Origin of the sequence: Haladaptatus sp. SPP-AMP-3, assembly GCF_049568665.1 — an archaeon.
GTDB classification, from domain to species: domain Archaea; phylum Halobacteriota; class Halobacteria; order Halobacteriales; family Haladaptataceae; genus Haladaptatus; species Haladaptatus paucihalophilus.
In genome coordinates this window covers 156,508-182,700 of sequence record NZ_CP145898.1, presented here as the reverse complement: position 1 = coordinate 182,700, position 26,193 = coordinate 156,508, and the positions used below count along the sequence as shown (strand labels likewise).

The 26,193-nt window shown below is 62.9% G+C and carries 26 protein-coding genes; 8 read left to right on the top strand and 18 right to left on the bottom strand.

Features of this window, described 5'->3' with window-relative positions; translation table 11 throughout:
- The first annotated feature begins 20 nt into the window (after positions 1–20).
- Positions 21–182: a hypothetical protein gene (locus V5735_RS17510; RefSeq protein WP_175424287.1), complete on the top strand. Its 162-nt coding sequence runs from the start codon at positions 21–23 to the stop codon at positions 180–182.
- Between the two features lie 53 nt (positions 183–235).
- Here the strand turns inward: V5735_RS17510 and V5735_RS17505 are convergent, their stop codons facing one another.
- From V5735_RS17505 to V5735_RS17490, 4 genes are all read right to left on the bottom strand, one after another.
- On the bottom strand, positions 236–1,210 hold the full coding sequence (locus tag V5735_RS17505; RefSeq protein WP_423746386.1) for a WD40/YVTN/BNR-like repeat-containing protein: 975 nt from the start codon (positions 1,208–1,210) through the stop codon (positions 236–238).
- A gap of 128 nt (positions 1,211–1,338) precedes the next feature.
- A complete protein-coding gene (locus V5735_RS17500; protein WP_423746385.1) occupies positions 1,339–2,103 on the bottom strand; it encodes a class I SAM-dependent methyltransferase in 765 nt (254 codons plus the stop codon).
- Between the two features lie 69 nt (positions 2,104–2,172).
- Positions 2,173–3,573 (bottom strand): ArsR family transcriptional regulator, encoded by a 1,401-nt coding sequence (locus tag V5735_RS17495; protein ID WP_423746384.1) that lies wholly within the window; start codon positions 3,571–3,573, stop codon positions 2,173–2,175.
- A gap of 194 nt (positions 3,574–3,767) precedes the next feature.
- The gene (locus V5735_RS17490; protein ID WP_423746383.1) at positions 3,768–6,332 is read right to left on the bottom strand and encodes a PAS domain S-box protein; all 2,565 of its coding nucleotides are present in this window, start codon (positions 6,330–6,332) and stop codon (positions 3,768–3,770) included.
- Positions 6,333–6,494: 162 nt separating this feature from the next.
- On the opposite strand from V5735_RS17490, the gene V5735_RS17485 reads away from it, so the two are divergent.
- The 3 genes from V5735_RS17485 to V5735_RS17475 all read left to right on the top strand — a co-directional run bounded on the left by V5735_RS17485 (position 6,495) and on the right by V5735_RS17475 (position 9,851).
- On the top strand, positions 6,495–7,118 hold the full coding sequence (locus V5735_RS17485; RefSeq protein WP_423746382.1) for a phosphoribosyltransferase: 624 nt from the start codon (positions 6,495–6,497) through the stop codon (positions 7,116–7,118).
- A gap of 310 nt (positions 7,119–7,428) precedes the next feature.
- A complete protein-coding gene (locus V5735_RS17480) occupies positions 7,429–8,415 on the top strand; it encodes a transcription initiation factor IIB (RefSeq protein ID WP_423746381.1) in 987 nt (328 codons plus the stop codon).
- A gap of 365 nt (positions 8,416–8,780) precedes the next feature.
- A complete protein-coding gene (locus V5735_RS17475) occupies positions 8,781–9,851 on the top strand; it encodes a hypothetical protein (RefSeq protein WP_423746380.1) in 1,071 nt (356 codons plus the stop codon).
- Here the strand turns inward: V5735_RS17475 and V5735_RS17470 are convergent.
- The 5 genes from V5735_RS17470 to V5735_RS17450 form a co-directional block, all read right to left on the bottom strand.
- Positions 9,848–10,903: a DUF7350 domain-containing protein gene (locus V5735_RS17470; protein ID WP_423746379.1), complete on the bottom strand. Its 1,056-nt coding sequence runs from the start codon at positions 10,901–10,903 to the stop codon at positions 9,848–9,850. The genes V5735_RS17475 and V5735_RS17470 overlap by 4 nt on opposite strands.
- Positions 10,904–10,989: 86 nt before the next feature.
- Positions 10,990–12,255 (bottom strand): DUF7405 family protein, encoded by a 1,266-nt coding sequence (locus V5735_RS17465; RefSeq protein WP_423746378.1) that lies wholly within the window; start codon positions 12,253–12,255, stop codon positions 10,990–10,992.
- Positions 12,256–12,351: 96 nt separating this feature from the next.
- Entirely contained in the window at positions 12,352–13,449 is a 1,098-nt protein-coding gene (locus V5735_RS17460) for a tyrosine-type recombinase/integrase (RefSeq protein WP_423746377.1), read from the bottom strand.
- The gene (locus V5735_RS17455) at positions 13,446–13,586 is read right to left on the bottom strand and encodes a hypothetical protein (protein ID WP_018129072.1); all 141 of its coding nucleotides are present in this window, start codon (positions 13,584–13,586) and stop codon (positions 13,446–13,448) included. Before V5735_RS17455 ends, V5735_RS17460 begins: the two co-directional genes overlap by 4 nt.
- Positions 13,587–13,642: 56 nt before the next feature.
- The gene (locus tag V5735_RS17450; protein WP_423746376.1) at positions 13,643–14,005 is read right to left on the bottom strand and encodes a HalOD1 output domain-containing protein; all 363 of its coding nucleotides are present in this window, start codon (positions 14,003–14,005) and stop codon (positions 13,643–13,645) included.
- A 344-nt stretch (positions 14,006–14,349) separates the two neighbouring features.
- Here V5735_RS17450 and V5735_RS17445 point away from each other — a divergent pair, with 344 nt between their 5' ends.
- Together V5735_RS17445 and V5735_RS17440 are read left to right on the top strand one after the other, a co-directional pair.
- On the top strand, positions 14,350–14,568 hold the full coding sequence (locus V5735_RS17445) for a hypothetical protein (RefSeq protein ID WP_423746375.1): 219 nt from the start codon (positions 14,350–14,352) through the stop codon (positions 14,566–14,568).
- Between the two features lie 25 nt (positions 14,569–14,593).
- The gene (locus tag V5735_RS17440; RefSeq protein ID WP_423746374.1) at positions 14,594–14,962 is read left to right on the top strand and encodes a hypothetical protein; all 369 of its coding nucleotides are present in this window, start codon (positions 14,594–14,596) and stop codon (positions 14,960–14,962) included.
- Here V5735_RS17440 and V5735_RS17435 read toward each other — a convergent pair.
- The 4 genes from V5735_RS17435 to V5735_RS17420 form a co-directional block, all read right to left on the bottom strand.
- Positions 14,932–15,075, bottom strand: coding sequence for a hypothetical protein (locus V5735_RS17435; RefSeq protein WP_423746373.1), 144 nt, complete (start codon positions 15,073–15,075; stop codon positions 14,932–14,934). The two genes, V5735_RS17440 and V5735_RS17435, sit on opposite strands and share 31 nt — an antisense overlap.
- A 382-nt stretch (positions 15,076–15,457) precedes the next feature.
- Complete coding sequence (locus tag V5735_RS17430) at positions 15,458–16,198, bottom strand: winged helix-turn-helix transcriptional regulator (protein ID WP_423746372.1); 741 nt, start codon at positions 16,196–16,198, stop codon at positions 15,458–15,460.
- Positions 16,199–16,314: 116 nt separating this feature from the next.
- Positions 16,315–16,968 (bottom strand): hypothetical protein, encoded by a 654-nt coding sequence (locus V5735_RS17425; protein ID WP_423746371.1) that lies wholly within the window; start codon positions 16,966–16,968, stop codon positions 16,315–16,317.
- A 1-nt stretch (position 16,969) separates the two neighbouring features.
- A complete protein-coding gene (locus V5735_RS17420) occupies positions 16,970–17,380 on the bottom strand; it encodes a DUF4870 domain-containing protein (protein ID WP_423746370.1) in 411 nt (136 codons plus the stop codon).
- Positions 17,381–17,510: 130 nt separating this feature from the next.
- Here V5735_RS17420 and V5735_RS17415 point away from each other — a divergent pair, with 130 nt between their 5' ends.
- Complete coding sequence (locus V5735_RS17415; protein ID WP_423746369.1) at positions 17,511–18,290, top strand: helix-turn-helix transcriptional regulator; 780 nt, start codon at positions 17,511–17,513, stop codon at positions 18,288–18,290.
- Between the two features lie 5 nt (positions 18,291–18,295).
- Here the strand turns inward: V5735_RS17415 and V5735_RS17410 are convergent, their stop codons facing one another.
- A complete protein-coding gene (locus V5735_RS17410) occupies positions 18,296–19,309 on the bottom strand; it encodes an NAD(P)/FAD-dependent oxidoreductase (protein WP_423746368.1) in 1,014 nt (337 codons plus the stop codon).
- A 443-nt stretch (positions 19,310–19,752) separates the two neighbouring features.
- Here V5735_RS17410 and V5735_RS17405 point away from each other — a divergent pair, with 443 nt between their 5' ends.
- Positions 19,753–21,573 (top strand): helicase HerA domain-containing protein, encoded by a 1,821-nt coding sequence (locus V5735_RS17405; RefSeq protein WP_423746367.1) that lies wholly within the window; start codon positions 19,753–19,755, stop codon positions 21,571–21,573.
- Here V5735_RS17405 and V5735_RS17400 read toward each other — a convergent pair.
- From V5735_RS17400 to V5735_RS17385, 4 genes are all read right to left on the bottom strand, one after another.
- Positions 21,570–21,731, bottom strand: a complete 162-nt coding sequence (locus tag V5735_RS17400) for a hypothetical protein (protein ID WP_007980666.1) — start codon at positions 21,729–21,731, stop codon at positions 21,570–21,572. The genes V5735_RS17405 and V5735_RS17400 overlap by 4 nt on opposite strands.
- A gap of 40 nt (positions 21,732–21,771) precedes the next feature.
- On the bottom strand, positions 21,772–21,897 hold the full coding sequence (locus V5735_RS17395) for a hypothetical protein (RefSeq protein ID WP_423746366.1): 126 nt from the start codon (positions 21,895–21,897) through the stop codon (positions 21,772–21,774).
- Between the two features lie 466 nt (positions 21,898–22,363).
- Entirely contained in the window at positions 22,364–24,154 is a 1,791-nt protein-coding gene (locus V5735_RS17390; protein ID WP_423746365.1) for an asparagine synthase-related protein, read from the bottom strand.
- Positions 24,155–24,259: 105 nt separating this feature from the next.
- Entirely contained in the window at positions 24,260–26,125 is a 1,866-nt protein-coding gene (locus tag V5735_RS17385; protein ID WP_423746364.1) for a bacterio-opsin activator domain-containing protein, read from the bottom strand.
- Positions 26,126–26,193 lie beyond the last annotated feature (68 nt).

Sequence of the window (26,193 nt, the reverse complement as noted above, 5' to 3'; positions counted from 1 at the left end):
TCGCGCCCATCGTCCCGAATATGGCAAGCGTCAAACGTACCCTGACCCTGCTCGTCGCGCTCGTCGGCGTCGCCTTCGCCGTCCACTACGCCCTCTTCGGTTCGCTCCCGCTCGGCAAACCGCAGATGCTCGACGACGACGTGGAAGAGACCGAACTCGACTTCGAAACGGCCACAGAATAACCCCGTTCGTTCGGAGACGAAACCGCGGACGACCGCCCCTTTTATCGCAATCGTCAGGGCTCGTACCACGTCAACGGCATGTACCGGCCCCGCACACGTCCGGGGGTCGGGACCGACCCGACCGTCTCCCAGTCGCCGGAGCGATGCCGGAACAGCGTCCCGCGGTGGGTCGCGGTCAGCACGTCGCCATCGACTGAGCACCATCCGATCGCCACCTCGTCGGACGTCGGGAAGGAAATCCGTTCGAGCGATTTCCCGTCGTGAGACGCGAACAGCGCGTGGTTTCCTTCCTCCCACGACGAGGAGGACGCGGGTGCGCCACCGGCGTAGACCGTGCCGTCGTGAACGAATGCGCCGCGGAAATACCGCTGGTCGTGGTCGCCGTCCAATCGCGTCCACGTCCTGCCGACGTCGGTGGAGCGGTACAGGCCGCTTCCGGTCGAGGCGACGATGGTCCCCTCGTCTTCGAGAGCGAGGTGGTGGATATCGTCCGTGTGCGGCGCGTCGCAGTCGATGCACCGCGACTGCCAGTTCTCCCCGCTGTCGTCGCTCACGTGAACGCCGCCGACTTCGACGCCCGCGACGAGTCGTTCCGGCGCGTCGGGGTGCGTACGGAGGCTTCGAATCTGCGCGAGACCGTCGTGGCGGTCCAACCCCCAGTCGATTCGGTCACGTAACTCCCGAAAACCGACGACTTCCTCCCACGCCTCCGCGTCGGACGGGACGCCCGAACCGATGTCGGCGACGAACAGGCGGGCGGGCCGCGTACCGGCGTACAGTCGCCCGCTCGACGGGACGACGGTGACGCTGTACACTTCCTCGTCCAGGACGGAGAGGGTCGTCCACTCGTCCCCATCGGGCGAATAGTATACCCCCGACTTCGCGGCCACGAACAGCCCGTCCGATCCATCGAACTGCTCGACTCGAAACACTTTCTCTGCGTCGAGTAGCTTTTCGGCCGTCGTTCCTCTCGATTCGAAGAGGCCCGAAATTCGATACACTCCGTCGTCGCTTCCCGCGATGAGCATGTGAACGAAATCGGTCGAGGGGGGCTTAAGTGCTATCTGCACTGCATTTTTGTAGAACATATTTCACGTTCGGAGTTCATCCGAGCGAGCGCCGATGTACCGAACCATGGAGTGAAACGGGATTCCCCTCACTTCCGCGCGGAGTAGACGATGGTCGGCGGAACCGTCGCCATGCGTTCCGGGACGAAACTCCCGTACTCGGACTCGTAGCGCTCGGGGTCCTCGTATCCCGGTTCCCGTATCGCTTCGACGGTGAATCCGACGTCCGTCAGGAGAGAAACGGTCTCCCCGACCCCTCGGCTGTAAATTACCATCTCCGCGTCGAACTCCTCGCTGTAGACCCGCCTCGGTTCGTCGGAGAAGTAACTCCGCTCGAACTCCCCGGTTTCGGCGTCGAGGGTCTTGTAGTACGGGTGGTCCACGCTGAAGACGAGTTTCCCGTCCCCTTTCAGGACGCGATACGCCTCGGCAAAGCAGGCTTCGAGGTCGCGGACCCACTGGAACGCGAAGGCCGAGAATGCGAGGTCGTACGTTTCGTCGGGAACCGTCGGCATCTCCGTCACGCTGCTCTCGACGAACTCGATGTCCTGGTCGTGTTCGTCCGCGAGGGTTCGCGCGAACGCCAACTGCTCCTCCGAGATGTCCACGCCCGTCACGTCCGCTCCGCGCTTCGACACCGCGATTCCGAACTGCGCGCCGCCGCACCCGAGTTCGATAGCTTTCGTTCCGTCCAGTTCTCCGAGGAGGCCCAAGTCGTCACCCTGTGGGGCACCCGGTCCGAACGCGACTCCGACGGGTATCTCGCCGTCGCCGTACTCCGCCTGAAACTGGTTCGCCCAACCGTTCCACCACGTTTTCGCTTCGTGTTCGGTCCCGTCTTCGGGTTCGTCCATCGTGTAAATACCGACGGTTCGGAGGCGAATAAATCTAGCAAAATCGGACGAGCGGTCGATGGGCGACGTTTAGCCCAACCGATACTTCACGCCGTCGTAAATCCGCCGTCGCTGGTACACCAGTTCGCCGACGAGCCAGAAGATGAGGAGCAAGAGGGCGAAGATGGCGGCGATGAAGGCGTACTCGTTCATCCAGACGGGGCGGATGAACGGCGTCACTTGGTCCCAGCGCGCGCCGTAGTGGCGCATGGTGTCCTGCATCGACGTTCCCGCGAAGGCGTTCGAGAGGAAGACGGACATCCTGAGGCTCTTGCCCGTTCCGGGGTCGAGGTTCGCGCTGCCGGTGATGGCGTACTTCCCTTGGGCGTCCTGGTCGGCGATGGTCGGACCGTTGGATTCGTCGCCGGTTCCGATGCGTTCCGCGTCGTACGGCAGCCACGGCGAGTAGAACTCCCAGACGATCTCTCCCTCGGGGGTCACTTCGATGACGCGGTGGTCCGAGGAGTCCACGACGAGCGTGTTGCCGTTCGGCAAGCGGTCGGCGTCACGGGGCCAGTTGAGGGTATCGGTGGACCCGAGTTCCCACGTCCGCTTCCAGTCCTCGCCGTTCTTCTCGTATTCGACGATGCGGTTGTTCTCGGAGTCGGCGACGAGGAAGGTCGGTTTGCCCGATTCGCTTTCGAGGTAGTCGGGGTTGTGTTGCTGGTTGAGGATGTCGAGGTTGTCGTCCTCGCCGAGTTTCGTCGTGACCTCTCCCGTGTTCCGGTCGACGATTATCACCTCGTCCATGTTCCGCGGGTCGAGCGCGTACTTCCCGTCGGCGATTTTCTGGACGTTGTTGAGGTGCGACCAGTCGTTCGTGTAGTCGCCGCCGGCGCTCTTCTCGTAGTAGTTGCGCAGGTGCCACTGCCAGACGATTTCGTCTTTTTCGAGGTCGTAGACGTACACCCGGTCGTCGTTCTTTCCGGTCGTCTCGTTGTAGTTCCGCATGTTGCCGACGAGCAACTGCGTTCCGTTGTTGATGAGGTCGATGTCGTGGGTGTCGTGAATCGGGAGGAACTTCTTCCAGACCTTCTCCTTCGTCTTCGGGTTCATCTCGTAGACGAGGGTGCCGCCGCGCTGCGTCGAGACGACGAGCAGGTTGCCGTTCGGAAGCGGGTCGACGTCGTAGAACCACGTCGCGCCCTCCTTCGAACCGTTGTACACCCATTTCACGCCGCCTTTCGGGCCGACGGCGACGAGGCGCGCGGGCTTTTTCTTGTTTCCTTGACCTTGGAAGTGGTAGCCTTGAACGCTGATAATCGTCGTCCCGTTGGCGGGCTGTTCGATGGTTCCGGGTTTGAGATTCGATGCTTCTCGGTCGTACGTTATCGCGGAGACCACGGAGGGGGTCAATAGGGCGACGACCAGCAATAAGACGACCCCGCGCGTGAGCCAATCCCGTGGCGGGAGTCGGTCCGTCCAGTCCATAACGTAGTCATGTCCACGAACTGTTTGAGTATTTTGTGTTTCGTCGACCATTGTCGTGCTCCTGATTTTTCGTCGGATGAAACCCGAATACGGACCCTCCGCCGTTCGATGAAGTAGTCATTCCCGACGACCGAACACGTCGAACTGGTGAGTAATGTCGGTGCGGTCGTCCGACCCAACCGACCGATGGCGCATCATTCGTCCGCCAGTTCGACGCCCGTGAACTCGAACCGTGCGCCGCCGCTTTCCGCCTCGCCGAGCGAAACCCGCCAGCCGTGGGCTTCGGCTATCTGTCTGACGATGGGTAAACCGAGTCCGGTGCCTTGCTCCCCGGTGGAGTAGCCGGACTCGAACACATCCTCACGCGACGGGCCGGGAATTCCCGGCCCGTCGTCTTCGACGAAAAACCCGCGGTCGGTCGCCGCTTCGCTCGTGGTACTAGTCGGTCGGTCGCGTTGCATCCCTCCATCCCCGGCGATACTGTCGAGCGCACCGACGCGAACGGTGACGTCCGGTTGGCCGTGTTCGACCGCGTTTCGGAACAGGTTTTCGAGCAACTGCTGGAGCCGACTCCCGTCGGCGTTGATGGTCGCCGTCCACGACGCGTCCAGGGTGGCGGTGCCGGTTTCCACGGACCCCCAAGCGTTCGTGGTGACGGCCAATCCCGAGACCGCTCTCGTCTCGCTCACCGTCCGCCCCTGTCGCGCGAGGGTCAACACGTCGTCGACGATGTTGACCATCCGGTCGTGGGCGCGCTCAATCCGGGAGAGGTGGTCTTCGTCCGCCGTCGCACGATACATGTCGAGATAGCCTTGTGCGACGTTCAGCGGGTTTCGGAGGTCGTGCGAGACGACGCTTGCGAACTCCTCCAACCGCTCGTTCTGCCGTTCCAACTCCCATTGGTGCTCCCGCCGCTCGTCCTCGCGCTCCGCACGGTCGAGGGCCGCGGCGGTGTTCGCGGCGAGCAGTTGCGCGTAGTAGATGTCGAACTCGTCCAGCCGTTCCGCTCCGAAGGTGATGACGCCGCGCGCGCCGAGCGGAACGAACGCTTCCGACTCGACGCCCTCGATACGAGTCTCCCTGGTGACCGTCTCGCCGGTTTCGTAGGTTTTCGCCGTCGCCCGTCGGTCGGAAGCCGAGACCGACTCGCCGTACGCCGTGCGGTGCTCCGCCGTCCGAGCGATGAGTCGGGGCGTGGCGTCCTCGCACTGCCAGATGGCGGTCACCGGGAGACCGAGTACGTCGCGGGCCACGCGGACCGCGATGTCGCTCACGGCGGCGATGGATTGCGCCTGCATGAGCGTCCGGGTTGCGTTGTGGAGTTCTTCGAGCGTCGTCTCCCTGTTCTTTCGCTCGGTCACGTCGCGTAGATACACCGATAGGCCGTCGGCGGACGGGTACGCGTTCGCTTCGTACCACCTGTCGTACGGCTGGAAGTACGCTTCGAACGTCGTCGGTTCCTGCGTTCGCATGGCCTCGTGGTAGCCGTCGTAGAAGGCCGAGTCGATAGCCTCGGGGAACTCGTCCCAGATGACGTCGCCGATGATCTCCGGCGCGGTTCGGTTGAGCAACTCTTCCGCCCGTTCGTTGACGAACGTGAATCGCCAGTCGTCGTCGAGCGCGAGGAACGCGTCGGTCATGCGCGTGAGGATGTCCTCGTGCGCTTCCTCCATGCGGACGTGTTCGGTCACGTCCCGCGAGTTCAACACCACTCCCTCCACGTCGACGGTCGCGATGTGGTTTTCACCCGTCGTTTCGAGATAGCGCCACGAGCCGTCCGCGTGCCGAAAGCGGTAGGTGATGGTCGGCGAAATCTCGGGAGAATCGAGCGTCCGGGAGAACGTATCGACGACGTGCGAGCGGTCGTCCGGATGAATGTATTCGAGGGCCGGTTTGCCGACGAGTTCGTCGGGGTCGTAGCCGAGACGCTCGACGGAGGGACTTTCGTACCGGATCATCCCCCGGTCGTCGACGAGCGTTACGAGGTCGTGAGAGTGCTCGATGAGCGCCTTCAGTCGCGCCTCGGTTCGTTTGCGGTCGGTCACGTCGCGAACCGATCCGATGGTCGCCGCGCGTCCCTCGGAGGTGGTTTCGCGGACGGAGAAGTTCCCGTATCGCGTCTCCCCGCCTTTCGTCTTGAATCGGGCGTCGTAGGTCGAAACGTCGTGCGTCCCGCACAGTCGATTTTCGGCGATGGTCCGCACGCGCTCGTGGTCGTCCGGGTGGACGAGCGACCAGACGTTGAGGCCCCGTAGTTCGTCCGCGCTGTAGCCGGTCATCTCACAGGCACGCTCGTTGACGAACGTGAAGTGGTCGTCCTGATAGATGTACACCGCGTCGTGACCGCTCTCGACGACCGTTCGATAACGCTCCTCGCTCTCTTGGAGCGCGTCTTCGGTATCGGTCGAATCGACGGCGGTTTCGATTCGCTCCGCCAACACCGCGTACTGTTCGGTCGAAGCTTCCTTTTGGAGGTAGTCGGTGACGCCAGCCGAAATAGCGCGACCGGCGACGGTTTCGCTCCCCGCATCGGTAAAAAGGATAAACGGGAGGGTCGGGAACTCCTCCCGAACCGATTCGAGGAGGGACACCCCGTCCATTCCGGACAACACGTACTCCGAAACGAGACAGTGGATATCTTCCGCACGGAGGGTGCAAAGCGCCTCCTCGCCCGAGGTTGCGGTTCGGAGTCGTAGCTGCTTCGACTCCCGTTCGAGGAACGTCGCCGCGCGGCCGAACATCTCTGTGTCGTCGTTCACGTACAGAACGACGATAGGAGGCGTCTCACCCATCTCTCAAGTTCGTTCTATAACTGGCGTATGCTGTCATAATTGTTATGTTCAGAAAGAGGATTGTTCGGCGTTTTTCGGCGGCGCACACCTTTATCCGCGGGAGTCGCCTCTGTCCGAACGGGGACAGTCATGTTCGACGACAGAACTGACGCGGGGGAACAACTCGCGTCGCTCGTCACACGGGAGGGGGTAGACGCGGACATCGTACTCGCGATTCCACGCGGCGGGCTGCCGATAGGACGACCGGTCGCGGACGCACTCGACGTCCCGCTCGACGTGGTTGTCGCAAAGAAACTGGGTGCACCCGGGAATCCGGAACTCGCAATCGGGGCCGTCGGCGCGGACGGAAGTGTCTGGCTGAACGACGACCTCATCGACCGACTCGGCGTCGGCGACGCGTACCTCGAAGGGGAGAAAGAGCGCAAGACCGAAGCGGCCCGCGAGAAGGCGGAGACGTACCGCGGCGGCGACCGGGTACCCGACATCGAGGGGAAACGGGTACTCATCGTGGACGACGGCGTGGCGACGGGCGCGACGACCACCGCCTGTTTGAGACAGGTGAAGAGCGAGGGTGCCAGTCGCGTCACGCTGGCCGTTCCGGTCGGGTCGCCGAGTTCCATCGAGGAGTTGCGCGGCGAGGCGGACGAGGTGCTCTGCATCGAAGCGCCGTTCCAGTTCGGGGCGGTCGGGCAGTTCTATCGAGTGTTCGAGCAAGTACCCGACGAGGTGGCGAGAACGTATTTAGAGGGCTAGGATAGGGGGAACAGGAGCATCGTTCGAAGACGACACGAGCCAGACGACGGGACCGAAATGCCCGGGAAGTATTCCCCGACGTATAAACCGACAGGATTTTGTTAGTTTCGATTCAGGACACGGAGATTATCTGAGACTCAAACAGCGATTAATGCGCGGTAGCGGCGTCATTAACGGCGAATATGGTCCGGTGAAAACCGCACCAGATTGCGAAACATTTAAGTAACTTTCGCCCTAACCAGGAGTTAGGAACTAAGCTTCCGGGATTCTTCGGGTTTTCCCTACTGGGAGCCTCCGCCAACGCATACCCATGACTACAACCAGAATACAACGCTATAGCGAGTCCGGCGTATCGGCCCACGAACGGGAACACGAGAGCGAGGACGAGCGAGAAGAGGGCGTCTGCCCCGAATGTGGCGGCAACGTCATCAGCGACGAAGGTCGCGGCGAAACCGTCTGCGCCGAGTGCGGCCTCGTCGTCGAAGAAGATTCCGTCGACCGCGGCCCCGAGTGGCGCGCGTTCGACTCGAAGGAGAAAGACCAGAAGAGCCGCGTCGGTGCCCCGACGACGAAGATGATGCACGACAAGGGGCTATCGACCAACATCGGCTGGCAGGACAAGGACGCCTACGGCAACACCCTCGGCTCCCGCCAGCGCGAGAAGATGCAGCGTCTCCGAACGTGGAACGAGCGCTTCCGCACCCGCGACAGCAAGGAGCGCAACCTCAAGCAGGCGCTCGGCGAAATCGACCGCATGGCCAGCGCGCTCGGCCTCCCGAAGAACGTTCGCGAGACGGCCAGCGTCATCTACCGCCGCGCGCTCGACGAGGACCTCCTGCCGGGACGCTCCATCGAGGGCGTCGCAACCTCGGCGGTGTACGCCGCCGCGCGACAGACCGGCGTTCCGCGCAGTCTGGACGAAGTAGCCGCCGTCAGCCGCATCGACGAGATGGAGTTCAAGCGCACCTACCGCTACATCGTCCGCGAACTCGGCCTCGAAATCCAACCCGCCGACCCCTTGAGCTACGTCTCGCGGTTCGCCTCGGACCTCGACATCAGCGACGAGTCCGAGCGCCGGGCGAAGGACCTGCTCAAGACCGCGAAGGAACAGGGCGTCCACAGCGGCAAGTCGCCGGTCGGTCTCGCGGCCGCCGCCGTCTACGCCGGGGCCCTACTCAGCAACGAGAAGGTGACACAGAGCGAGGTCAGTGACGTCGCCAACGTGAGCGAAGTCACCATCCGCAACCGGTACCAGGAACTGCTCGAAGCGAGCCAAGACGGCGGCGTCGCCGCCTAAGCGACCCGGACCCCCTTTCGTTTCCGGCGACGGTCGTGAATCCGACCCACGTCCGAACTATGAACTATTTTTGAAACATCCATGGTTTTTGAGGGCGGAAACGGCCGATACACTAATTTTACACGGTTTTTAATTTCCGGGCAACCATGCCCGGCTCTCGTATCGGGTTGAACAGGCGAGTTGCTACCAGTCTTATATTTCTCATACTGTTTAGTCTCCTCGTCGTTCAGCCCGGATTCCTCAGTCCGAATCAGAGAGACGAACCGCACCCGAAGCGTTCCACTGACGTTCGACTCGTTTCGCCGAATCCGAACAGTTCGGCGAAGCTGTGGCCGTTCACGAGCCGCCACAAACGATACGACTCGTTGACGCTTCCCATCAACGTCGTCGTCGAAGGACCCGCGTCGCGGGTGGTGAGCGAACTCAGACATCGACGGGACGCACAGTGGAACAACGACTCGAACGAGTGGCAGGGCGTCGCCAGCGACGAGGAGACGGCTGGCGTCGGCAAAGGCGCTGTCGAGTGGCACAACACGACGGGGGCGGTTCGGTACACGTACGTCCAAGCGCCGGGTCCGCGCGGCGGATGGATGACGGAGACGGCCCAACTCCACGACGGCGCGTACTTCGGCTCGCGCTATCACCTTCGGCTGTACGAAGGCGGGAAGGGGAACGGAACGTGGACCGCCATCCAGGCTCACCACGAATACTTCGACTGGTTTCGACTCCGGCACACGGTCGGGTCGCTCGAAAAAGCACAGTACCACCTCGACGGACAGTACTACGGGAAGTGGTACGTCGACGGCGTCTCGCGCCAACGGTACGCGAACGGCGGCATCATCGACTCCAACGGGTGGGTGTCCGTCGTCGACCTGCGACCGAAGACGAAAATGGGACCGGTTCCAGTGGCGTTGATAGCAGTCTTACTCCTCGGCTCGATCAACCGAACGGACTCCGTGGTGGATACGATTCGGGACCTCGCTTCGCGGCTGACGAGGGAGACGGTACGACGCGGCATCGCCTTCAGCGTCTTTCTCTTCGGACTGCCGCTGTTCGTGCGCAGCGCGAGCATCGCCGTCGAGACGGCCGTCCCGTCCGTCCCGATAAAGGCAATCGCCGGTGTGGGCTACCTCGTTCTCGGTCTCGGACTTCCGCTGGCGGCGGTTTCCCTTCCGAACGGACGACAATCGACGGACTGGTTGGCCGTCGCCATCCTCGCCCTCGGTCTCGGGTTCCTCTTCGACTATCGGAGCATCGGCGTCAACGTGCTTCCCATCGCGGTCGTGTTACACCGACTCGCCGTTCTGGGCGTCGTCGGCATGCTCGCGGTCGGCGGTTCGTATCAGGAGACGGACGGACGCTGGAACTCGTTGGTACAGGCGGGTCTCGTCATGTGGATCGCCGTCCTCGTCTGGCCGCTACTCGACGCCTTCTAAACCGAGAACTGCATTTTCGGCATCTTCAGGAACGCGGTTTCGTACCCCTCGTGACGTGAAACGATGGGCGGCGAGTCCACCCGAACCGTGAGCTCGTCTCCCGTCCGGACGCTCGGGACGTTCGCCCCGTAGTGCAACCCAACGTCCGGGTCGAGGGTGGCGTTCAGCGCGTCGTCGAACACCGCCTCTCCGTCCCGCTTCAGCGTCGCCGACAGGGACATGTTCGGAATCGGATAGCGGCGATACGGCGTTCGCGGCGAGACGAGCAGATACGTGTCATCGGCGAAGTCGGAGTTTTCGACCGCCGCAACCGGGAACTTCGCGTCGCCGCTCGACCCTTCGCCGACGAGTCGGCCCGGAAGGTCCGATTGTTGGGGAACGTGGCTCATCGGCATGTTCATCTCCATCGGCTGAATCGCGTCTTTCTGCCCCTTCCTCGCGTCGAGCTTTTCGTACGAGATTTGCTCCACCGTGTCCTTGTCGAACTCGAACTCGGTGGTGAGCGTCGCGCCGTCGCCGAACTGACCCGCGAGCGCGCCCGTCCGGCGGACATCCAACCCGGAAACGCGTATCTTTGCGGTGTATTTCCTCTCTCCGTTCAGCCCGATATTGTCCCCGAAGTGAAAACCCATGTTCTGTGAGAGCATGGGCCATAGCGTCCTCCTGTCGCTCCAGTCGCCGTTCGACAGTTCGGCCTGGACGTTGCCGGTCGGGAGCACCGTCTTCGTCTTCGAATCCCAGACGGACGCCATCAGGTGCAGGTCGTCCGCGTCCTTGATGGTTACCTTCTTCTCCTGTTTCGCCGTCCCGCCGCCCATCAGCCAGAAGCGGTGCGGGTAGGAGTAAAACAGCGCGAGGCGGTATCGACCCTGTTTCGCCATCCCCGCCATCTCCATGCCCTCCTTGTGCGTCGGGATGTACACAGCGTCCGGCCGATTTTTGACGAGCGGCGGCGCTCGTGCCATCGTTCGTGTCTCGAACAGCCCGGAACAGCCTGCCAGCGAGGAGACGCCGAGGACGCCAGCGGTCCGCAAAACGCTACGGCGATTCATTGGTTCGGAATTACCACTCCCCGCGAAAAGGGGTTCTGGTACACCCGTCGAAAAGGGGAGAACGCCACCCGAGTCGCCCGATGCGGTTATTTCGGGTTCGGCGTCGGGAGCGAGCGAAGCGAGCGCGGCGGGACGAGGAAGTTTCCGCGTCGAGTCACGGTCATGTACTGGAGGATGCCGTTGTTCAGCCGTTGACCCACGGAGGAGTTCCCGGCGAGGTCGTCGCCGTTCATGGCGGTGCGCGTCGATTCGAAGTCCTCGATGGTGCGCTGGAAGGCGACGAAGTGGAGGCCCGCTTTGCCGCCGTCCGTCGAGTCGAAGTCCCGTCGGAGGATGACCGGCGAGTCGTCCTTTCGCGCTCCGGCGGCCTTCTGGGAGTGGCCGACCATGCCGCGCTCACGGGCGTGGTCTTCCACGTGGTCAATACACTCGTCCGTCATCTCGCTCGAATCGCCGAGGTTGTTCCCGACGCCCTCGACTTTTCCCTTCTCGGCGTGTACCGGACAGAACATCTTGCCGACGCGCTGGTCGCGGCTGTCCTGTTCGTACCACTGGTCCAGGTGCAGTTCGATGTTGGAGATGTGTTGGGTGGTCCCGCCCGCGAACGGTCCGTCCCGAATCGTGATTCGGTCCTCGCTCGCCTGATTCTTCTTGAAGCCGGACTTGAACCCCATGTAGAGCGGCGCGTCTTCCGGGACGGGGTTCGAGTCGGGAATCCCGTTCACGTCCTGATGGTCGGCGGGGAGGCCGTCGCCGACGAATCCGGTCCGTCGGTCCGCCTTCTCGAACACGTCCGTGACGCCGCTCGCGTCCACGCCGTTCAGTTCGTCGCGGTTTCCGAGGAGCGCCTCCTCGGCCGCGAGGACGAGCTGTGGATGGTCGCTTTCGAGTTGCACCACGGCGTCCTGTTCGTCCAGTTTCGGGTCCTCGAACGACGCGAGCGCCTTGGGTTTCGGGAGCACGTCCGTCGCACCGAACCGTTCGAAGTACGACGGCGAGTAGCCGATGGAGAACAACAACCCGTCGTGGCCGCGCTTGTAAGCGCGTTCGAGGCTCCGAAGCGACTGCTCGACCGTCTCACGGTCGGCGTCGGTCGGCGTGCCGTCGCCCCGGTAGTTCAAGAAGAGCAGGATTTTGTGACGGGCGGCCACGTTGTTGCCGTGGTCGTCCGTGGCGAGAAACCGATTCCACGCGTGCTGTCGCTCCGGGAGCGTCGAGAGGTCGGACGGTCCCTTCGATACGTCCGGCATCCCGCCCCGGTCGAGACAGGCCGACAGCGCCGCCGACCCGCCGATGGCGACGGCCGCTTTCATGAACTCGCGCCGGGGGATTCCTCGCGTCGATTCGCTCATCGTTCGACACTAGCGAGTCGGCGAGAAAAGGGGTTCTGGTACACCCGTCGAAAAGGGTCGAGAAAACGCGATACCGGGGAGACGCCAACGCGCGAGTCAACTTCCGTCAAGCACGTCGTCCACGCGTTCAGCCGTCTCGCTGGCGCGGATGTTCGAGTAGCTCTCGTGGGTCGTCGTGATAGAGGCGTGGCGGAGCGCAGACTGGGCCAGTTCGGCGTGTCCTTCGCTGTACAACTGGTGGCCCAGTCCGCGCCGCGCGCCATGCGGTTTCAGGTACTCGCCGTCGATGTCGAGTCCGGCCGAATCACAGAGGCGTTTCATCAGGTTGCGCGCGCCGCGGGTGGATATCGCGGGGAGGACGATTTCGTGGTCGCGTATCACGTCGTCGATGTCGTTTTCGTCGAGTATTTTCTCGACGCGCGATTCCGAAAACTCCTCGCCCAAAGCCTCCCGCGCGACCCGGTACTTAGAGGGTGCGTGGTCGGTCGGGAACACCGGAAACCGTGGTGTCGGTGGGTCGTACACCCGACGATAGCGCTCCAGCGCGTCCGCCGCCTTCCGCGGCAGTTGGGCGTACTCGTACTCGCGCGATTTGCCGAAGACGCGAACCGAACCGCCCTCGATGTCCACGTCGTCCCACGCGATGCCGCTCCGCTTGTCGTCCGCCGGGTCGCGGAACACCTCCGCGCCGCGGACGCCGGTCAGCGCGAGCAGTCGGACGAGCGCGCGGTCGCGGTAGGCGCGTTCGCGCGAGACGTCGGCCTCGCCGTCCAGCGCCTCCTCGACGCGGCGGTCCATGAACGAGAGTATCGCGTTGCGGTCGCGGGCCGACCAGAACTGTCGGTCGGCGTCGGCGGTGTCCTCCGGCAGTTCGGCCGTCGCGCGCGAGACGGCGGCCGGGTTTCGGGAGATGAGTTCGTCCGCCTCACAGAAGCCGAGAAACGCCCGGACGTAGGCGTAGTAGGTGTGTGCCGTGGACGATTTTACCTCGCCGTCGCGCACCTGTCGCTTGAGATGGCGCGCGTAGCGGCGGCAGTCGATGACGTCCACGGAGTCGAGGCGGGTGACGTCGCGCTCGCGGGCCAGCCAGTTCTCCCATCCCTTCAGCGCGGACCCGGCGTTGGCGCGGTAGTTGCCCGCCTCGATGCTGATGAGATATTCCGCTATCGCGTCGTCGAGTTTCGTGTCGCTCATGCCAGTCGAGGGTCGTAGATTCCCCCGAGTTCGTTGCCGCATCGGGGACACGTCACGTTCGATTCGTCGTCGACGAAGCGTCCGACCGGGCCGAGATAGCCACAGGACGGACACCGCCGTATCGGTAACTGAATCATCGCATTACCGTCCCGTGGGAGCGGGAGCGACAAAAATCTACGTCCCTTCGCTGGCGTCAGGGGGCGTCGGAGGCGTTGATGACATCGGGGGCGCCGAAGACGTCGCCGCCGTCGGGCAGCGGATGGACCGAAATGTGTCCGTCGCTCCGGATGAAAACGTGATACTCCTCGAAGGTGAACCCGACGCGGCCGCCGGTTCGCGGAACCCCGTCGCTGCGCGGGGAGAACAACCCGTCCAGCGCGTCGGGGTCGAACCGGTCGTACAGCGGACCGATTTCGGTCGGGTCGGCGTCCATCGCCTCGGCGATGGCCGTCATGACGGTCGTACTGAGCTGTTTCGAGTCGGTCCAGTCGTGGCACGTGCGATACGTTGCGGGGGCCGTTTCCGCGGGGTGCATGTGTTGTCCTGAGTTGGGCATTGGAACATCCTCCCGTGGGGCACGGGACTCTGTGTCTCACGTACACCCCGCGAAATCATAAATCATTGTCAGACGATTCCGAATCTCAGTCATACGCCGCAGCGGAAGAAAGGCAAGACGCGACCGCGGTTCGCAAAAATCGGTTGTCTTACGGTCCACAACCACCGGTTTCGAAACGAATTGAGTGATGCCGGAGACGGACAGAATCGGGGCGGGACGGGACGGGTGGGGTTCGGTTTCGCCGGGGTTGATGGATTCGCACCCGCACCCACCGAGCACTTAACCACCGGTTAGACGCGATTATCCGATCAATAGTATTCACACTGAGGGGTGTAAAATCCTTCATGTCGTTGGTCGAAACACTCACCTCGTTCAGTCATCAGTTCGTCACCGCACCCGTTCAACTCGTCAGCTTCTGGTTGTCGGTATCGCTTCCGCTGGTCTACCTCCCCCTCCTTTTCAACGGGGTACGTGGAAACGTCCTCCCGATATTCGTCGGGTTGCTCGCCTTGCACGTCTGTACGCTGTTTCTCGGCCACGGCTATGGTGGACAGAAAACGTGACATCGACTCGGCGAGAACGGCATCCGTGCACGTCGTTCATCGACGGAACGGGTCGGAGCGGCGACTCGTTTCACGGGGCGAATACGTCACCGGCCTCGGTTCGCGGGTCCGCGGACTGGTTCGACTCGCCGCGTCCGGCGACCACGCGCTGGTGTTCGAGTTCGATTTGGTCGGCGACCATCGGGCGTCGACGGTACTGACACCGCTCGCGCTCGATGTGGTCTGGACGACGGGCGGACGGGTGACGCGCGTCGCCCGGTTGCCCAAATGGACGGGGACGGCCCGCGGAACGGGGGATGCCGTGTTCGAGTTTTCGAGGGGCGTGGCCGACGACGTAGAAGCGGGCGACGAACTGGTCGTTCGTCAGCCCCACTCGTCTCGCTCGACGGAGTAACTGCCGCACTCGGGACACACTTGATACTGTACCGAGAACGCCGTTTCACACCGCTTGCACTCGTACGGACGGTCCGGTTTTTCGGCCACGCCGAACCGTCGCATCAGCCTCATGCATCGCGTTTCGAACGAGAGGGACAAAAAGCTCACCGGAGTAGAGTGAAAGTGAAATACCGTGGGAAACGACGCGCTCGGTGCGTGGACACGGAGACGGCAGTCTGGGTAGGGGTTGGGAAGGCCGAAGCACGGGGACGAGCGTCGGGCGCGTCGCCCGCACACCCGTCGTTTCACCACGGGAATGACAGTCGGTTGTCAGGGTACTGCTGTCGCGGCGCGGTGCAGGGAACGTCTCTGGGTTGGGAGTGACGCACGTCACTCGGAGACGGCACGGTCCGCGTGTCAGGTTGTCTCGTTTCTCGGGTGCCCCGCATCCGTCCGCACCTACGACCAGTCACGGCAGTTAAAAGGAGGTTTTGACCAGTCCGTCAAAACCGATTCAGTCGGCGTCGATGGCGTTCCCGGTATCCATGGCGGCCGCAACGCCGTCGGCGAGCGTCGTGACGACCGCGTTCCCAGCACGTTCCCGCTCGACGAGGCCGTCGTCGGCGAGGCGCTCCAAGTGATACGAGACGGTCCCCGGCGTTCGGTCGAGCGCGTCCGCGAGGTCGGAGACGCTCGCGGGACCGTCGCGGGCCACCGTTTCGAGCAGGGTCGCCGTCGAATCATCCGAGAGCGAGGCGGCTAGCTCGGGGTTCTCGTCCCCGGCGGGATGCACGCGACGTTTCCCGCGGACCGTGGTCGTCTCGACCAAGCCCTCCTCTTGGAGGATTCGAACGTGGTATCGAACCGTCGAGCGGGGGATTTCGGTCCGTTCGCTCAGCGCCGAGAGGGAGAGTCCGGGTTCCTCTGCGATGGCGTCGTATATTTTCGCTCGGGTCGCGTTTTCGAGGGGATTCGACGCGTCGTATCGGCTGTAGCTCCGAACGGTGGTCGAACCGGGTGCCTCGTCGATATCGGCGTACTCCGTCGCCGCGAAGACGCTTTGCAGCGTGGGTCGGCCGTGGGGACCGACGGGAACCGGCGAATCGAGCGTCGGTGCGTTCGACTCCGACTGTGCTGGTATCGTGTGGTGCATCGGCTCGCCCGCACTCGCCGAGACGACGAACCCGAGGGGGACGGTCGCGACGAGAAGCAAGGCAGTCAACACCACGACTGTTCGATGACGGGAGGAATTCATGGTTTACCTTCTTCGAGTCCTTCGAGAAACGGTGTGTGCACCGGGGGATTATCGCTCTTCTGGTGGCGTTCAGCGATACGAACGTGAAGCGAAGGTGGAGAGACCGTAAAGAGGGGTTAGTTTCGCTCGTAGTCCACCAGTTCCATCTCTCGGACCTTCGTTCCGTCCTCGTCGTAGATGACGCCGTACATCGCGGTGCCGTGGTCGGGCGAATAGCAGGCGTCGGTGAAAACCGAGCCGTTGACCCTGATCTCCGAGTTGTAGCACTCGATACCGGCGAACGTCTTCGTCCCCGTTATCTCGTACGTCATCGTCCCTTTCGAGGACGGGACCGTCCAGGTGTTGCCGACGCGGAAGTCGTTGCCGTACACGCCGTTCATCGACGGCGAGAACATGGTCATGCTGGCGTATTCACCGCCCGGCAGGAACGCGACCTGCACCAGCGCCTCCTCTCGCGTGAACGTGGCAGTCCGTTCTTCGGTCTTCCCGTCGTGCGTGAACGAACTGCGCATGGTGATGTTCTCGCCATCGACCGACTGGACGTCCCAGACTATCGTCCCGGTCCCGGCGTCCTTCTCGTAGGTTTCGTAGGTGTATGTCCCGGGGCGCTCGAACGCGAACGGGAGGAACGCGTCGTCCGCGGTCGTTCCCGCCGTGCCGTCGCCACCCGACGACCCGTCCGGGGCGGAGTCGTCGAGTTGGTTCGAAACGCCGGAACATCCAGCGGAGACGACGACCGCGACGACGACGAGAAGTGCTATCCGTCGCATGTTACACGAGTCGGGCCGCGAGTTTGCCGAACACGGGGAGGGCAAAGCGCTCGTTCGAGTACGCCTTGTACAGCAGGAAGAGCCACGTCAGGAAGGCGGCGAAGCCGACGACGAAATACGCCAACGAGAACAACAGGGAGAGCAACCCGCCGAGACGCGGAACGAGGAGCAACATCATCTGGAAGACGGTCATCCCGACGTACACCGCGAACAGGCCGACGCCGAAGACGATGCTCTGTGCCGCGTGGAACCTGACGAACTCGTTTTCCCCTTCGAGGAGGAAAAACAGGATTCCAGTCAGCGGACTAAACAGATACGCCAGCGCTCCGGCGATGTTTTCGTCGAGTCCCGTTCCGGAACTCGAACCGGCCGATTCGGTAACGTCGGTCGTCGTTTTTGGTTCGACAGCCATGAACGAAAATGGAATCCAGGAATGATATAATTACTGAGCGGAATACTGCCGCGTTACGGAACCGTCCCGGAACGCGAAACGCGGTTCGCAGAGTGAAACACTATACCGGAGAAGGGCCATGTGACAGTCGATGAGTGACAGTGGGAACTCGGAAATCGTCGTCACCGCTGTCAAGCGGGCGGATACGTTGCACGCGTTGGCTGGCCGGTCGCTGACGCGTTCGGAGCTACAGGACGAGATCGACGTGTCACGGACCACGACACATCGAATCGTCCGGGAGCTGGCAGATAAAACGCTCATCCGTCGCGTCGGTGGCACGTACGAACTCACCCCCTTGGGGCGAATCGTGGCTCGGGAAGTCGAACACTTACAGGACACGGTTACCGCCGCGGAGAAGTTAGGGGCGCTGTTGCCGTCCCTCGACCGAACCGACATCGACGTCGAACTGCTCGCCGACGCGACCATCACGGTCCAGGAGGCGGGCGACCCGTACCGGCCGGTCCGCCGTTTCATCTCTCTGTTACGCGACTCCGGGACGCTCCGCGGGTTCGATACGACCACTATCGCGCCGATGTACGTGGACGAAATCCGCGACAGCATCCTCGACGGCATGCGAACCGAAATCATCTATCTCCCCCCGGTTATCGACCAAATCCTCGACGACCACCACGATGCGACCGAGGCAGCCATCGAGAGCGGGCAACTCGACCTGTTCATCTACGACGAGTTGCCATTCGGATTGGCCATCTTCGACGACCGCGTGGGCGTCGGCGGCTACGACGAAACCGGCGTCCTCCGTGTCTTCGCCGACACCGATTCCCCCCAAGTCCGGTCGTGGGCGGAATCGCTCTACGAGGAGTACCACGACAAAGCCACGTCGATTCGGGAGCACGACAACTGGGCGGGGTAAGCCCGTCAATCACGAACCTCGTCGCCCGTTTCGAGTCCGCTCGCCAGCGCGCGGTGAACCCGTCCCTCCCCAGCCACCCAATCGCCAGCAAAAAAGAGGTCCGCCGCCGCTCCCTGCCGAAGCACATCCGTGTCGGCCCCGTCGTCCGGGAGCGCATCCCGCCAGCGAATCACGTCGTACCAGTCCGGTGCCGCGAGCGAGTGTTCGGAGAGGAGGTCGGCCACTTGGTCCGCGACCGCGGTGGCGACTTCGAAATCGTCGTCATCGTAGTGGTTCGCCGACCAGTCGGGGGCCATCTGCGCGACGAGCAGACTCTCGCCGTCCGGGACGTGTCCCGGTTTGCAGGATTCGCGCGCCACCCATCCGACTTCGTGCTCCTTGTCCCCGTTCACCAGCGCGTAGTACGGCCGCTCGATGTCGAACGAGTAGTGCAACGCGACGGAGAGTATCGGGCGGTAGGGTATGTGACCGACGTGCTCGCGGAGTTCCCGACGGAGGTCGTCGTCCCACTCCGCGAGGTCGAGGAGGGACGCCGTTATCGGCGCTGGCGGCGTGAGCACGAGCGCGTCCCAAGGCCCGTACTCGTCGCCGTCGTCCTCCTCGACGTACCACGCGTCGTCACGGCGAAGACCGGCGATTCGGGTGTCGGTCCGAACCGCCGCGCCGCTCGCCTCGCACAACCGCTTTCCGAGCGTCCCGAGGCCGTCCCGATACGTCCACTTCGGCGTCTCCTCGTCGCGCCCTTCGGAAATCTCGCCGTCAGCGTCGAACGTCCAGACGGGACCGTCGGTTTCGACCAAGCCGTCCCCGAGTTCCCGAACGACCCGGGAGACGCGCTCGTCGTCGCTTTTGACGTAGTTCGCGCCGACGTCGTAGACGCAGCCCGCCCGCTCGTGCGTCGCGGCGCGGCCACCGACGCGCTCGGTGCGCTCGAAAACCGTCACGTCCGCGTCGTCACCGGCGGCGAGCGCGACGCCAAATCCGGCGACACCGCCGCCGACGACGGCGATGCGTTTCACGTCAGGAACCCCTCGATGAACGTCGCGTTGCCCAGAATCGCCATGCTAGCCGACCGTTCGGCCGCGCGCGGGAAAGCGATTACGGCGCGGCGTGTAGGCCGCTCCGCCTCGCCCGTCTATTCGTCTCCCAGTTCGACTATCAGTATGCTTCAGTAGAAATTAGTGTATTTCAGTGTATTTTAGTTCTATACGAGAGCATTCAGTAGTAATAGCAGTCGTTCAGTAAAATCGGATACGATTCAGTATTTCACAGTTTACGATAGGACACGAGTGAGAGACGGTACGGCATCGAGCCGTCGGTACTCGAAACTCGAACCGTCCGAACGTTTATATCGAAAGCCGCGACCAGACACGACCATCCGTCGGTGTTTCGACCCGCATCGACGCAAAATACCCCTGATGCAAAAATTGAAGGAATCTCTGTCGAATCGGGATGTAAGAGAATGGACAACGAACAACAACTGCCGGTCGGTCATCTCGTCGCCGACGACACCGAAGTGGCGATTCCGGTCGTCGAAATCCTGACAGGACGCGGGTTCGTCACCGGAAAGTCGGGGAGCGGGAAGTCGAACACGGCGTCCGTCGTCGTCGAGCAGCTGCTGGACGCGGGTTATCCGGTGGCCATCATCGACGCTGACGGCGAGTACTACGGCCTGAAAGAGGAGTACGAACTCCTCCACGTCGGCGCCGACGAGGAGTGTGACATCCAAGTCGGCGCGGAACACGCAGAAAAGGTCGCGTCGCTGGCGCTCGAACAGAACGTCCCCATCATCATCGACGTGTCGGGGTACCTGGACGAGGACGAGGCCGACGCGCTCATCCGCGAGACGGCGCGCCACTTGTTCGCCAAGGAGAAGAAGCTGAAAAAGCCGTTCCTGCTGGTGGTCGAGGAGTGCCACGAGTACATCCCGGAGGGCGGCGGGATGGGCGAGACGGGCAAGATGCTCATCAAGGTCGGCAAACGCGGGCGGAAACACGGACTCGGCATCATGGGCATCAGCCAGCGCCCGGCCGACGTGAAAAAGGACTTCATCACGCAGGCGAACTGGCTGGTCTGGCATCGCCTGACGTGGGAAAACGACACGAAAGTCGTCAGCCGAATCGTCGGCAGCGAGTACGGCAAGGAGGTTCCCAACCTGAACGCCGGGGAGGCCTTCGTGCAGACGGACTGGACCGACAGCGGAATTCGGCGCGTGCAGTTCAACCGCAAGCGGACGTTCGACGCGGGCGCGACGCCGGGGTTGGACGACTTCGAGCGACCGGAGCTCAAATCCGTCAGCGACGCGCTGATGGAGGATTTGGAGGGAATAACGGAACTACAGGAACAAGAACACGACCGCGTTGCCGAACTCGAAAGCCGACTGGAGCGCAAACAGGAACGAATCGCCGAGTTGGAAAACGAACTGCAGACGGCGCGGGACGTGTCGAACGCGGCGCGCAAGATGGCGAACGCCCTCGCTCACGGCGACCTCGGCGGCCCCGAGGAGTTCGAGGAACGACTCCGGGAGAAAAACGAGCGAATCCGGGAGCTCAGAGAGCGCGTCGAAGAACTGGAGAACGAGCAAACGGAACTCCGCTCGTTCGGCGAGTGGAACCGCGATATCGCGGACATCGGGGGACCGGAGGAGCGGGACGACCACGACGACTTCGAATCGGTCGAATCGGATGCGCCGACCGCCGCCGACGGAACGGACACCGCCGAACCAGCCGAATCTACCGTCGAATCCACCGAATCCGCCGAATCCACCGACGAACGTCGCGAAACCGCCGACGGAACCGCGACGGCGGGGAAGACGTGGGGAGCGAACGGGACGGATTCGGAGGGACGGGAGAGCCCGGACGACAAAGGCTCGATAGCGGCCTACCAACGGGCGCTTCGGGAGCGAGGACGGCGACTCGGGAGCGCCGTCTCGAACGACTCGGTTTCCGAAACCGCCTCGCTCGTGGAGTTGGCGAACGCGGACCCCGTTGCGGTACGAATCGACGCCGCACGACGGGAATCGTTGTGCAACGAGGACCACACGTGGGATATCGTCGAGACGCTCGCAACGGACGGACCGATGACCGTCCACGAAATCGCAGCCGCGGTAACGGCGTCCGTCGAACAGATTCAAAGCCTTCTGACGGAGCTACGAAATCGGTCACTCGTCACGCGCGACGACGGCCGTCAGTACGCCCTCGACAGGAGGGGGATGATTTCCGTCATCACCGACCCCGACGAGCGGGCACATCACAGCGAGCTTCACTCGCAGTGGCGGGATTAACGCCACTCTTCGTCGATTCCGGCGTCGCGTTCCATGTCCACGAGGCCGCGGGGTTGCCACTCGTCGTCCGCCCGGCAGCGGGAGATGAGAGCGATGCCGACCGAGAGGAACACGATGGCGATACCCAGTTCGACGAGCAGGAATACGCCGAGTGTCATCGCCGTCAATACGCGCCACAGCGTCCTCCCTCTTTCGGCGCTATTCGTCCGTCTCCGAGGGAGAGTAGAGGAATCGGAACGCGCCGGCGACCATCAATCCGGCACCGAGCGCCATCGCGGCGTAATCGATGGTCGTCTCCTCGCCGAGAAATCCGGGGAACGCCATAAACACCAACCAGCAGACACCCAGAACGGGGAGGATCAGAGCTGCAAGTTTGGATTTTGGAGTTTCGGTTGTCGATTTGTCGTCCGTTTGTTGAGCCACTCGTGACCAACCTGTGTCGGCATCACAGCCTGAATGCTTATACGTTACTGTTAGAACGGCCAGTGCTTATTAGATTACTCGGGTATGCGCCCAGTTCCTAAAAATTATCAAAAAGAATAGAGTGTAATAGTATAGATGATTAAGTTCAGAAAACGGCGGTCGTCGCGTCTCCATCGAAATCCGCGAGACGACCAAACGAGAGACAGCAGCGAGACGACTAACGAGAGACGGGACGAAAGGTGCACTGAGACAGTTCTGCGACCGGACGCCACGTACCGTCTCACCGCGTACCATGCGTTCGAATCGTTCAATCGGCGACTATTGAACGTTGCTATTCTGATTCAATGTGTATTGAATTGTTTATATACTATTTGGCTTCGTGCACCTGGACGCGCTGACCCGCACTGGGACGGGCGGCGTCGAGGTGTTTTTGGAGCCAAAGTTCGAGCGTCGTGATCGCCGAAATCGGCTTCAAGTGGTCCGCGTGTCCGTCAAGGTGTTCGTGTTGGAGATTCCGAATCGCGTTCGAATCGAAGACCTCGCGGCTACAGGCGTCGTCCAACAGGCCATCGACGAACGACCGCATCGTCGCATTGGTCCGGTACCACCGACCCATCAAACAGGTGTCCGGCCCGGTGAGTCGTTTCTTGACGTTATCGGCGACGAAACCGGCGGCGTGAAGCGCCAACGGCGACGTCGGCGGTCGGTTCGTCCGATTGTACGGGACCGTGGCGGACGGTCCACCGATTCGCCGCGCCACTTCGAGTTTGAGCGGCGCGACGGCCGACGGGATTCGGCCGCGCGTACCGGGAATCGCCCCGATTCGGTACCGTTGGTAGGGCATCCGGGCGACGTGATTCATGAACTCGCCGTCGGCGAAGGGGACGCGAGTTCCGGCCTGACTGCGGTAGAGTCGATTCGACCGGAAGTGGGAATCAGCGAACAGTTCCCAGAGCGCATCGAGCGTACGATGTTCTCGCCGGGGTTGCGTGCTCTCCTCGACCACGCGACCGAGCGATTGCGTGGGGGAGATGTCCGACGAGAGGAGGGTTCGAACGTCAGCGGGAGAGAGTTGTCCTTTCTGGACGACCAGCGCATCGACCGACGACTTGCCGGTCAGATACGACCGATAGAGCACGTCGCCGAAAAACTCACCTTGACTGCTACCTTCGAACAGCACGTCCACCTGGCCCGATACGTCGTTCAGGACGGGCGGGAGATTGACGAAGAACGACCACTGTAACATCCCGTCCATGATGTCGACACCGCGTTCGATGGTATCGACGAACTCCCCGGCGGAGTACTCACAGAACTGGTTGGGAAGGGAGAGCGATTCGGCGACGCGCTCGGCACCCGCGCGGTCCTCCTGCGTCGCGGAGTTGTCGTAGGTGAACGTTCGGACGGGACCGATTTCGCGTTTCAAGGTGGCGGCGAGCGTCCTGCTGTCGAGTCCGCCGGAGAGCCACACACCCGTTCGCCCGTCGATAGTATCGGCGACGTTGCCGACCACTCGGCGGTAGCGCCGGACGGCCTCGTCCACGTACCCCTCCTGCGGAGCGATGCCGAAGTCCGGTTCCCAGTATCGATGTGATTCGACGTTACCGTCCTCGTACCGGAGGTACGACGCGGGGCGGAGCGACCGAACGTCGCTCACGAGCGTCTTGCGGCCGAACACGTAGCCCATGAACAGCATGTCGCTCACCGCCCGCTCATCGACCCGGGGGTCGTGGAGCTGTGTGACGAGCGAGGAGAGTTGACTGCCGAACAGGAACCCATCGACGGACGAGTAGTAACACGGCCGCGTCCCGAGTTTATCGCTCGCGACGACGGTAGTCGTGCGGTCGGCGGCGACGAGCAGAAACGGACCGCTGAGTTTCGGAAGCGTTCGGTCGGGGTCCTCGAGCACCCGTTCGAAGATATCGGCGGTCGAACAGCCCAGTTCGGCGCGGTTCGACACCACACCGTGAAGCATGCCGACGCGCGCGCCGTCCTGCCACGTCGTCCATCCGTTCGGGTCGCGGTCGCCGTGATGAACGAGTCCGATTCGACAGTCACCGACGGAGCGTTCCGCGGTCTCGTACCACTCCTCGTCGTCCATTACGTCGAACATCTCACCGAGCGCTCGACTGCTGACAGTACCACCGATTACGCCGGGCATAGCAGAGACGTTCACGACTGCCTATATTGTTATGAGACGCCTGTCGCGGAAGTAAGCGGTGCATACGCCAGTTCGTAGGATGAGAAAAACGGAATCGGTCACCCCCTACTGCGAGCCGTCGCCGAAGAACTCGGCGCACAGTTTCCGCTCGGCGGCGCGGAGGTGTTCGTGGAACGTCGAGCGGGAGATGTTCATCGACTCGGCGAGTTCCTCACCCGTCACCGGTCGCGGCCAGTCGAAAAAGCCGCTGACGTAGGCCTTCTGAAGCGACGTCAACTGCCGCTCGGTGAGGGTGTCGGTCAGGCTCTCGATGAAGTCCTGTTTGGTCTTCGCCGGACGTTCGTGGTGTCGATAGGCGAGCAGTTCCGTGCCGGAGTACGACTCCTTCAATCGCTCGATGAGGCCGCGAACGTCGGCGTCCTGTGGAAACTCCGCGAGGACGCGGGACTCGTCGGGCGTCGCCGTGATAGTCTGCGTCTTGCCGCCGTAGTCCGACATCGTGGAAACGAGCGTCCCTGCCGGAAGGACGAACTCGAACACGGTTTCGTTGTCCTGTTCAGCGACCGGTCGCGCCTCGAGCACGTCGTCCCGGTCGTCCACGATATCGACCACGTCGTCCGGGGCGGCCCCGCGGACCGAGAAGAACGAGACGACCGACCCGTCCTCCCGATTGGTCGATTGGAGGTAACTGATGTCGGCTTCGGCGCGGTCCGCGATATCGACGAAAAAGAGGTCGGAACCGCGGAACGAGAACTCGGCTTCGACCACGCTGTCGGCGATGAGGATGCGGCGCGTTTCGCGGGCGTTGATGGCGCTGCCGATGGAGCGAGCGAGCGAGCGGAGCACGACCTGTTCGCGTTCGTCGAACGCGTCGGCTTTCGTCGCACACACGGACAAAACCCCGTATTCGGTGTCGTGATAGGAAATCGGAACGGCGGCGACAGCGGCACAGCCCTCGATTCCGAGGGTATCGACCTGTAACTCGCCGGTCTCCAGCGCCTCGGTGACGATGGGATGGTCGGGGTCGGGGTCACACTCCCCGGCGACGGTCCGCACCTCCACGGCGTCGGTTCGAACGTCGCGCTCGCCGATCCACGCGAAGTTGTAGGGTTCGACCTGCGTGACTTGCGTACAGACGGCCGCCTCGATGGCTTCGCGGGTCGGTGCTTCCACGACCTCGCTGGTGACGTCCCCGAGCAGTCCCTCGATTCGTTCGAGCAGGTGCTCGAGTTCGGTGGCGCGGTGGTGCGCGGCCTCCTCGGCGCGCTTTCGCTCCGAGATGTCCGTCTGGAACCCCACGAAGTGGGTGACGGTCCCCGTCTCGTCGCGAATCGGCGCGATGTCCACTCGGTTCCAGAACTCGGAGCCGTCCTTGCGGTAGTTCAGCAGTTCGACCGAAACGGGTTCCTCGGCGTCGATGGCGTCGCGCATCGCGGCGACGGCATCCGCGTCCGATTGCTCGCCTTGGAGGAACCGGCAGTTGTGTCCCTGCACTTCGTCGAAGTCGTATCCGGTCAGTTCCTCGAACGCTTCGTTGACGTACAACAGCGGTTGGTCGCCAGATTCCGCGTCCGCGATGGTGATGCCGACCGGTGCCTCGTTGATGGCTCGCTCCTTCAAGTCGAGTTCCGCGATGACGTCCTCGGTCGCGGCCGGGGTCGGCTCACGGAACAGTACGGTTACGCCGTCCGCGTCGGGATGGGCGGTCGCCTCGCGTCGAGGGTCCGTGGCGACGGAAAACGATTCGGTTCGGTCGTTGCGAATCGCAGTCTCGGCGTGGTCGAGAATCGTCTCCCCGACCGCGGTCGGAAGCGCCGCCGGAAGCCGCTCGTCGATTCCGACGCCGAGCAGTTCGCGCGCCGGGTCGTTGAGATACGTGACCCGCCGGTCGGAATCGAGCGCGAGCAGGGGGGTGGAGAGTCGGGAGAGCGCTTGACTCGCCCGCGCGTGACTCTCGTCAGGGATGTCCATACGACACCTAGGGGCCGACGGGAAATAGTAGTTCAGTTATCGGCGACACGTCTCCGACCCGACCCGTT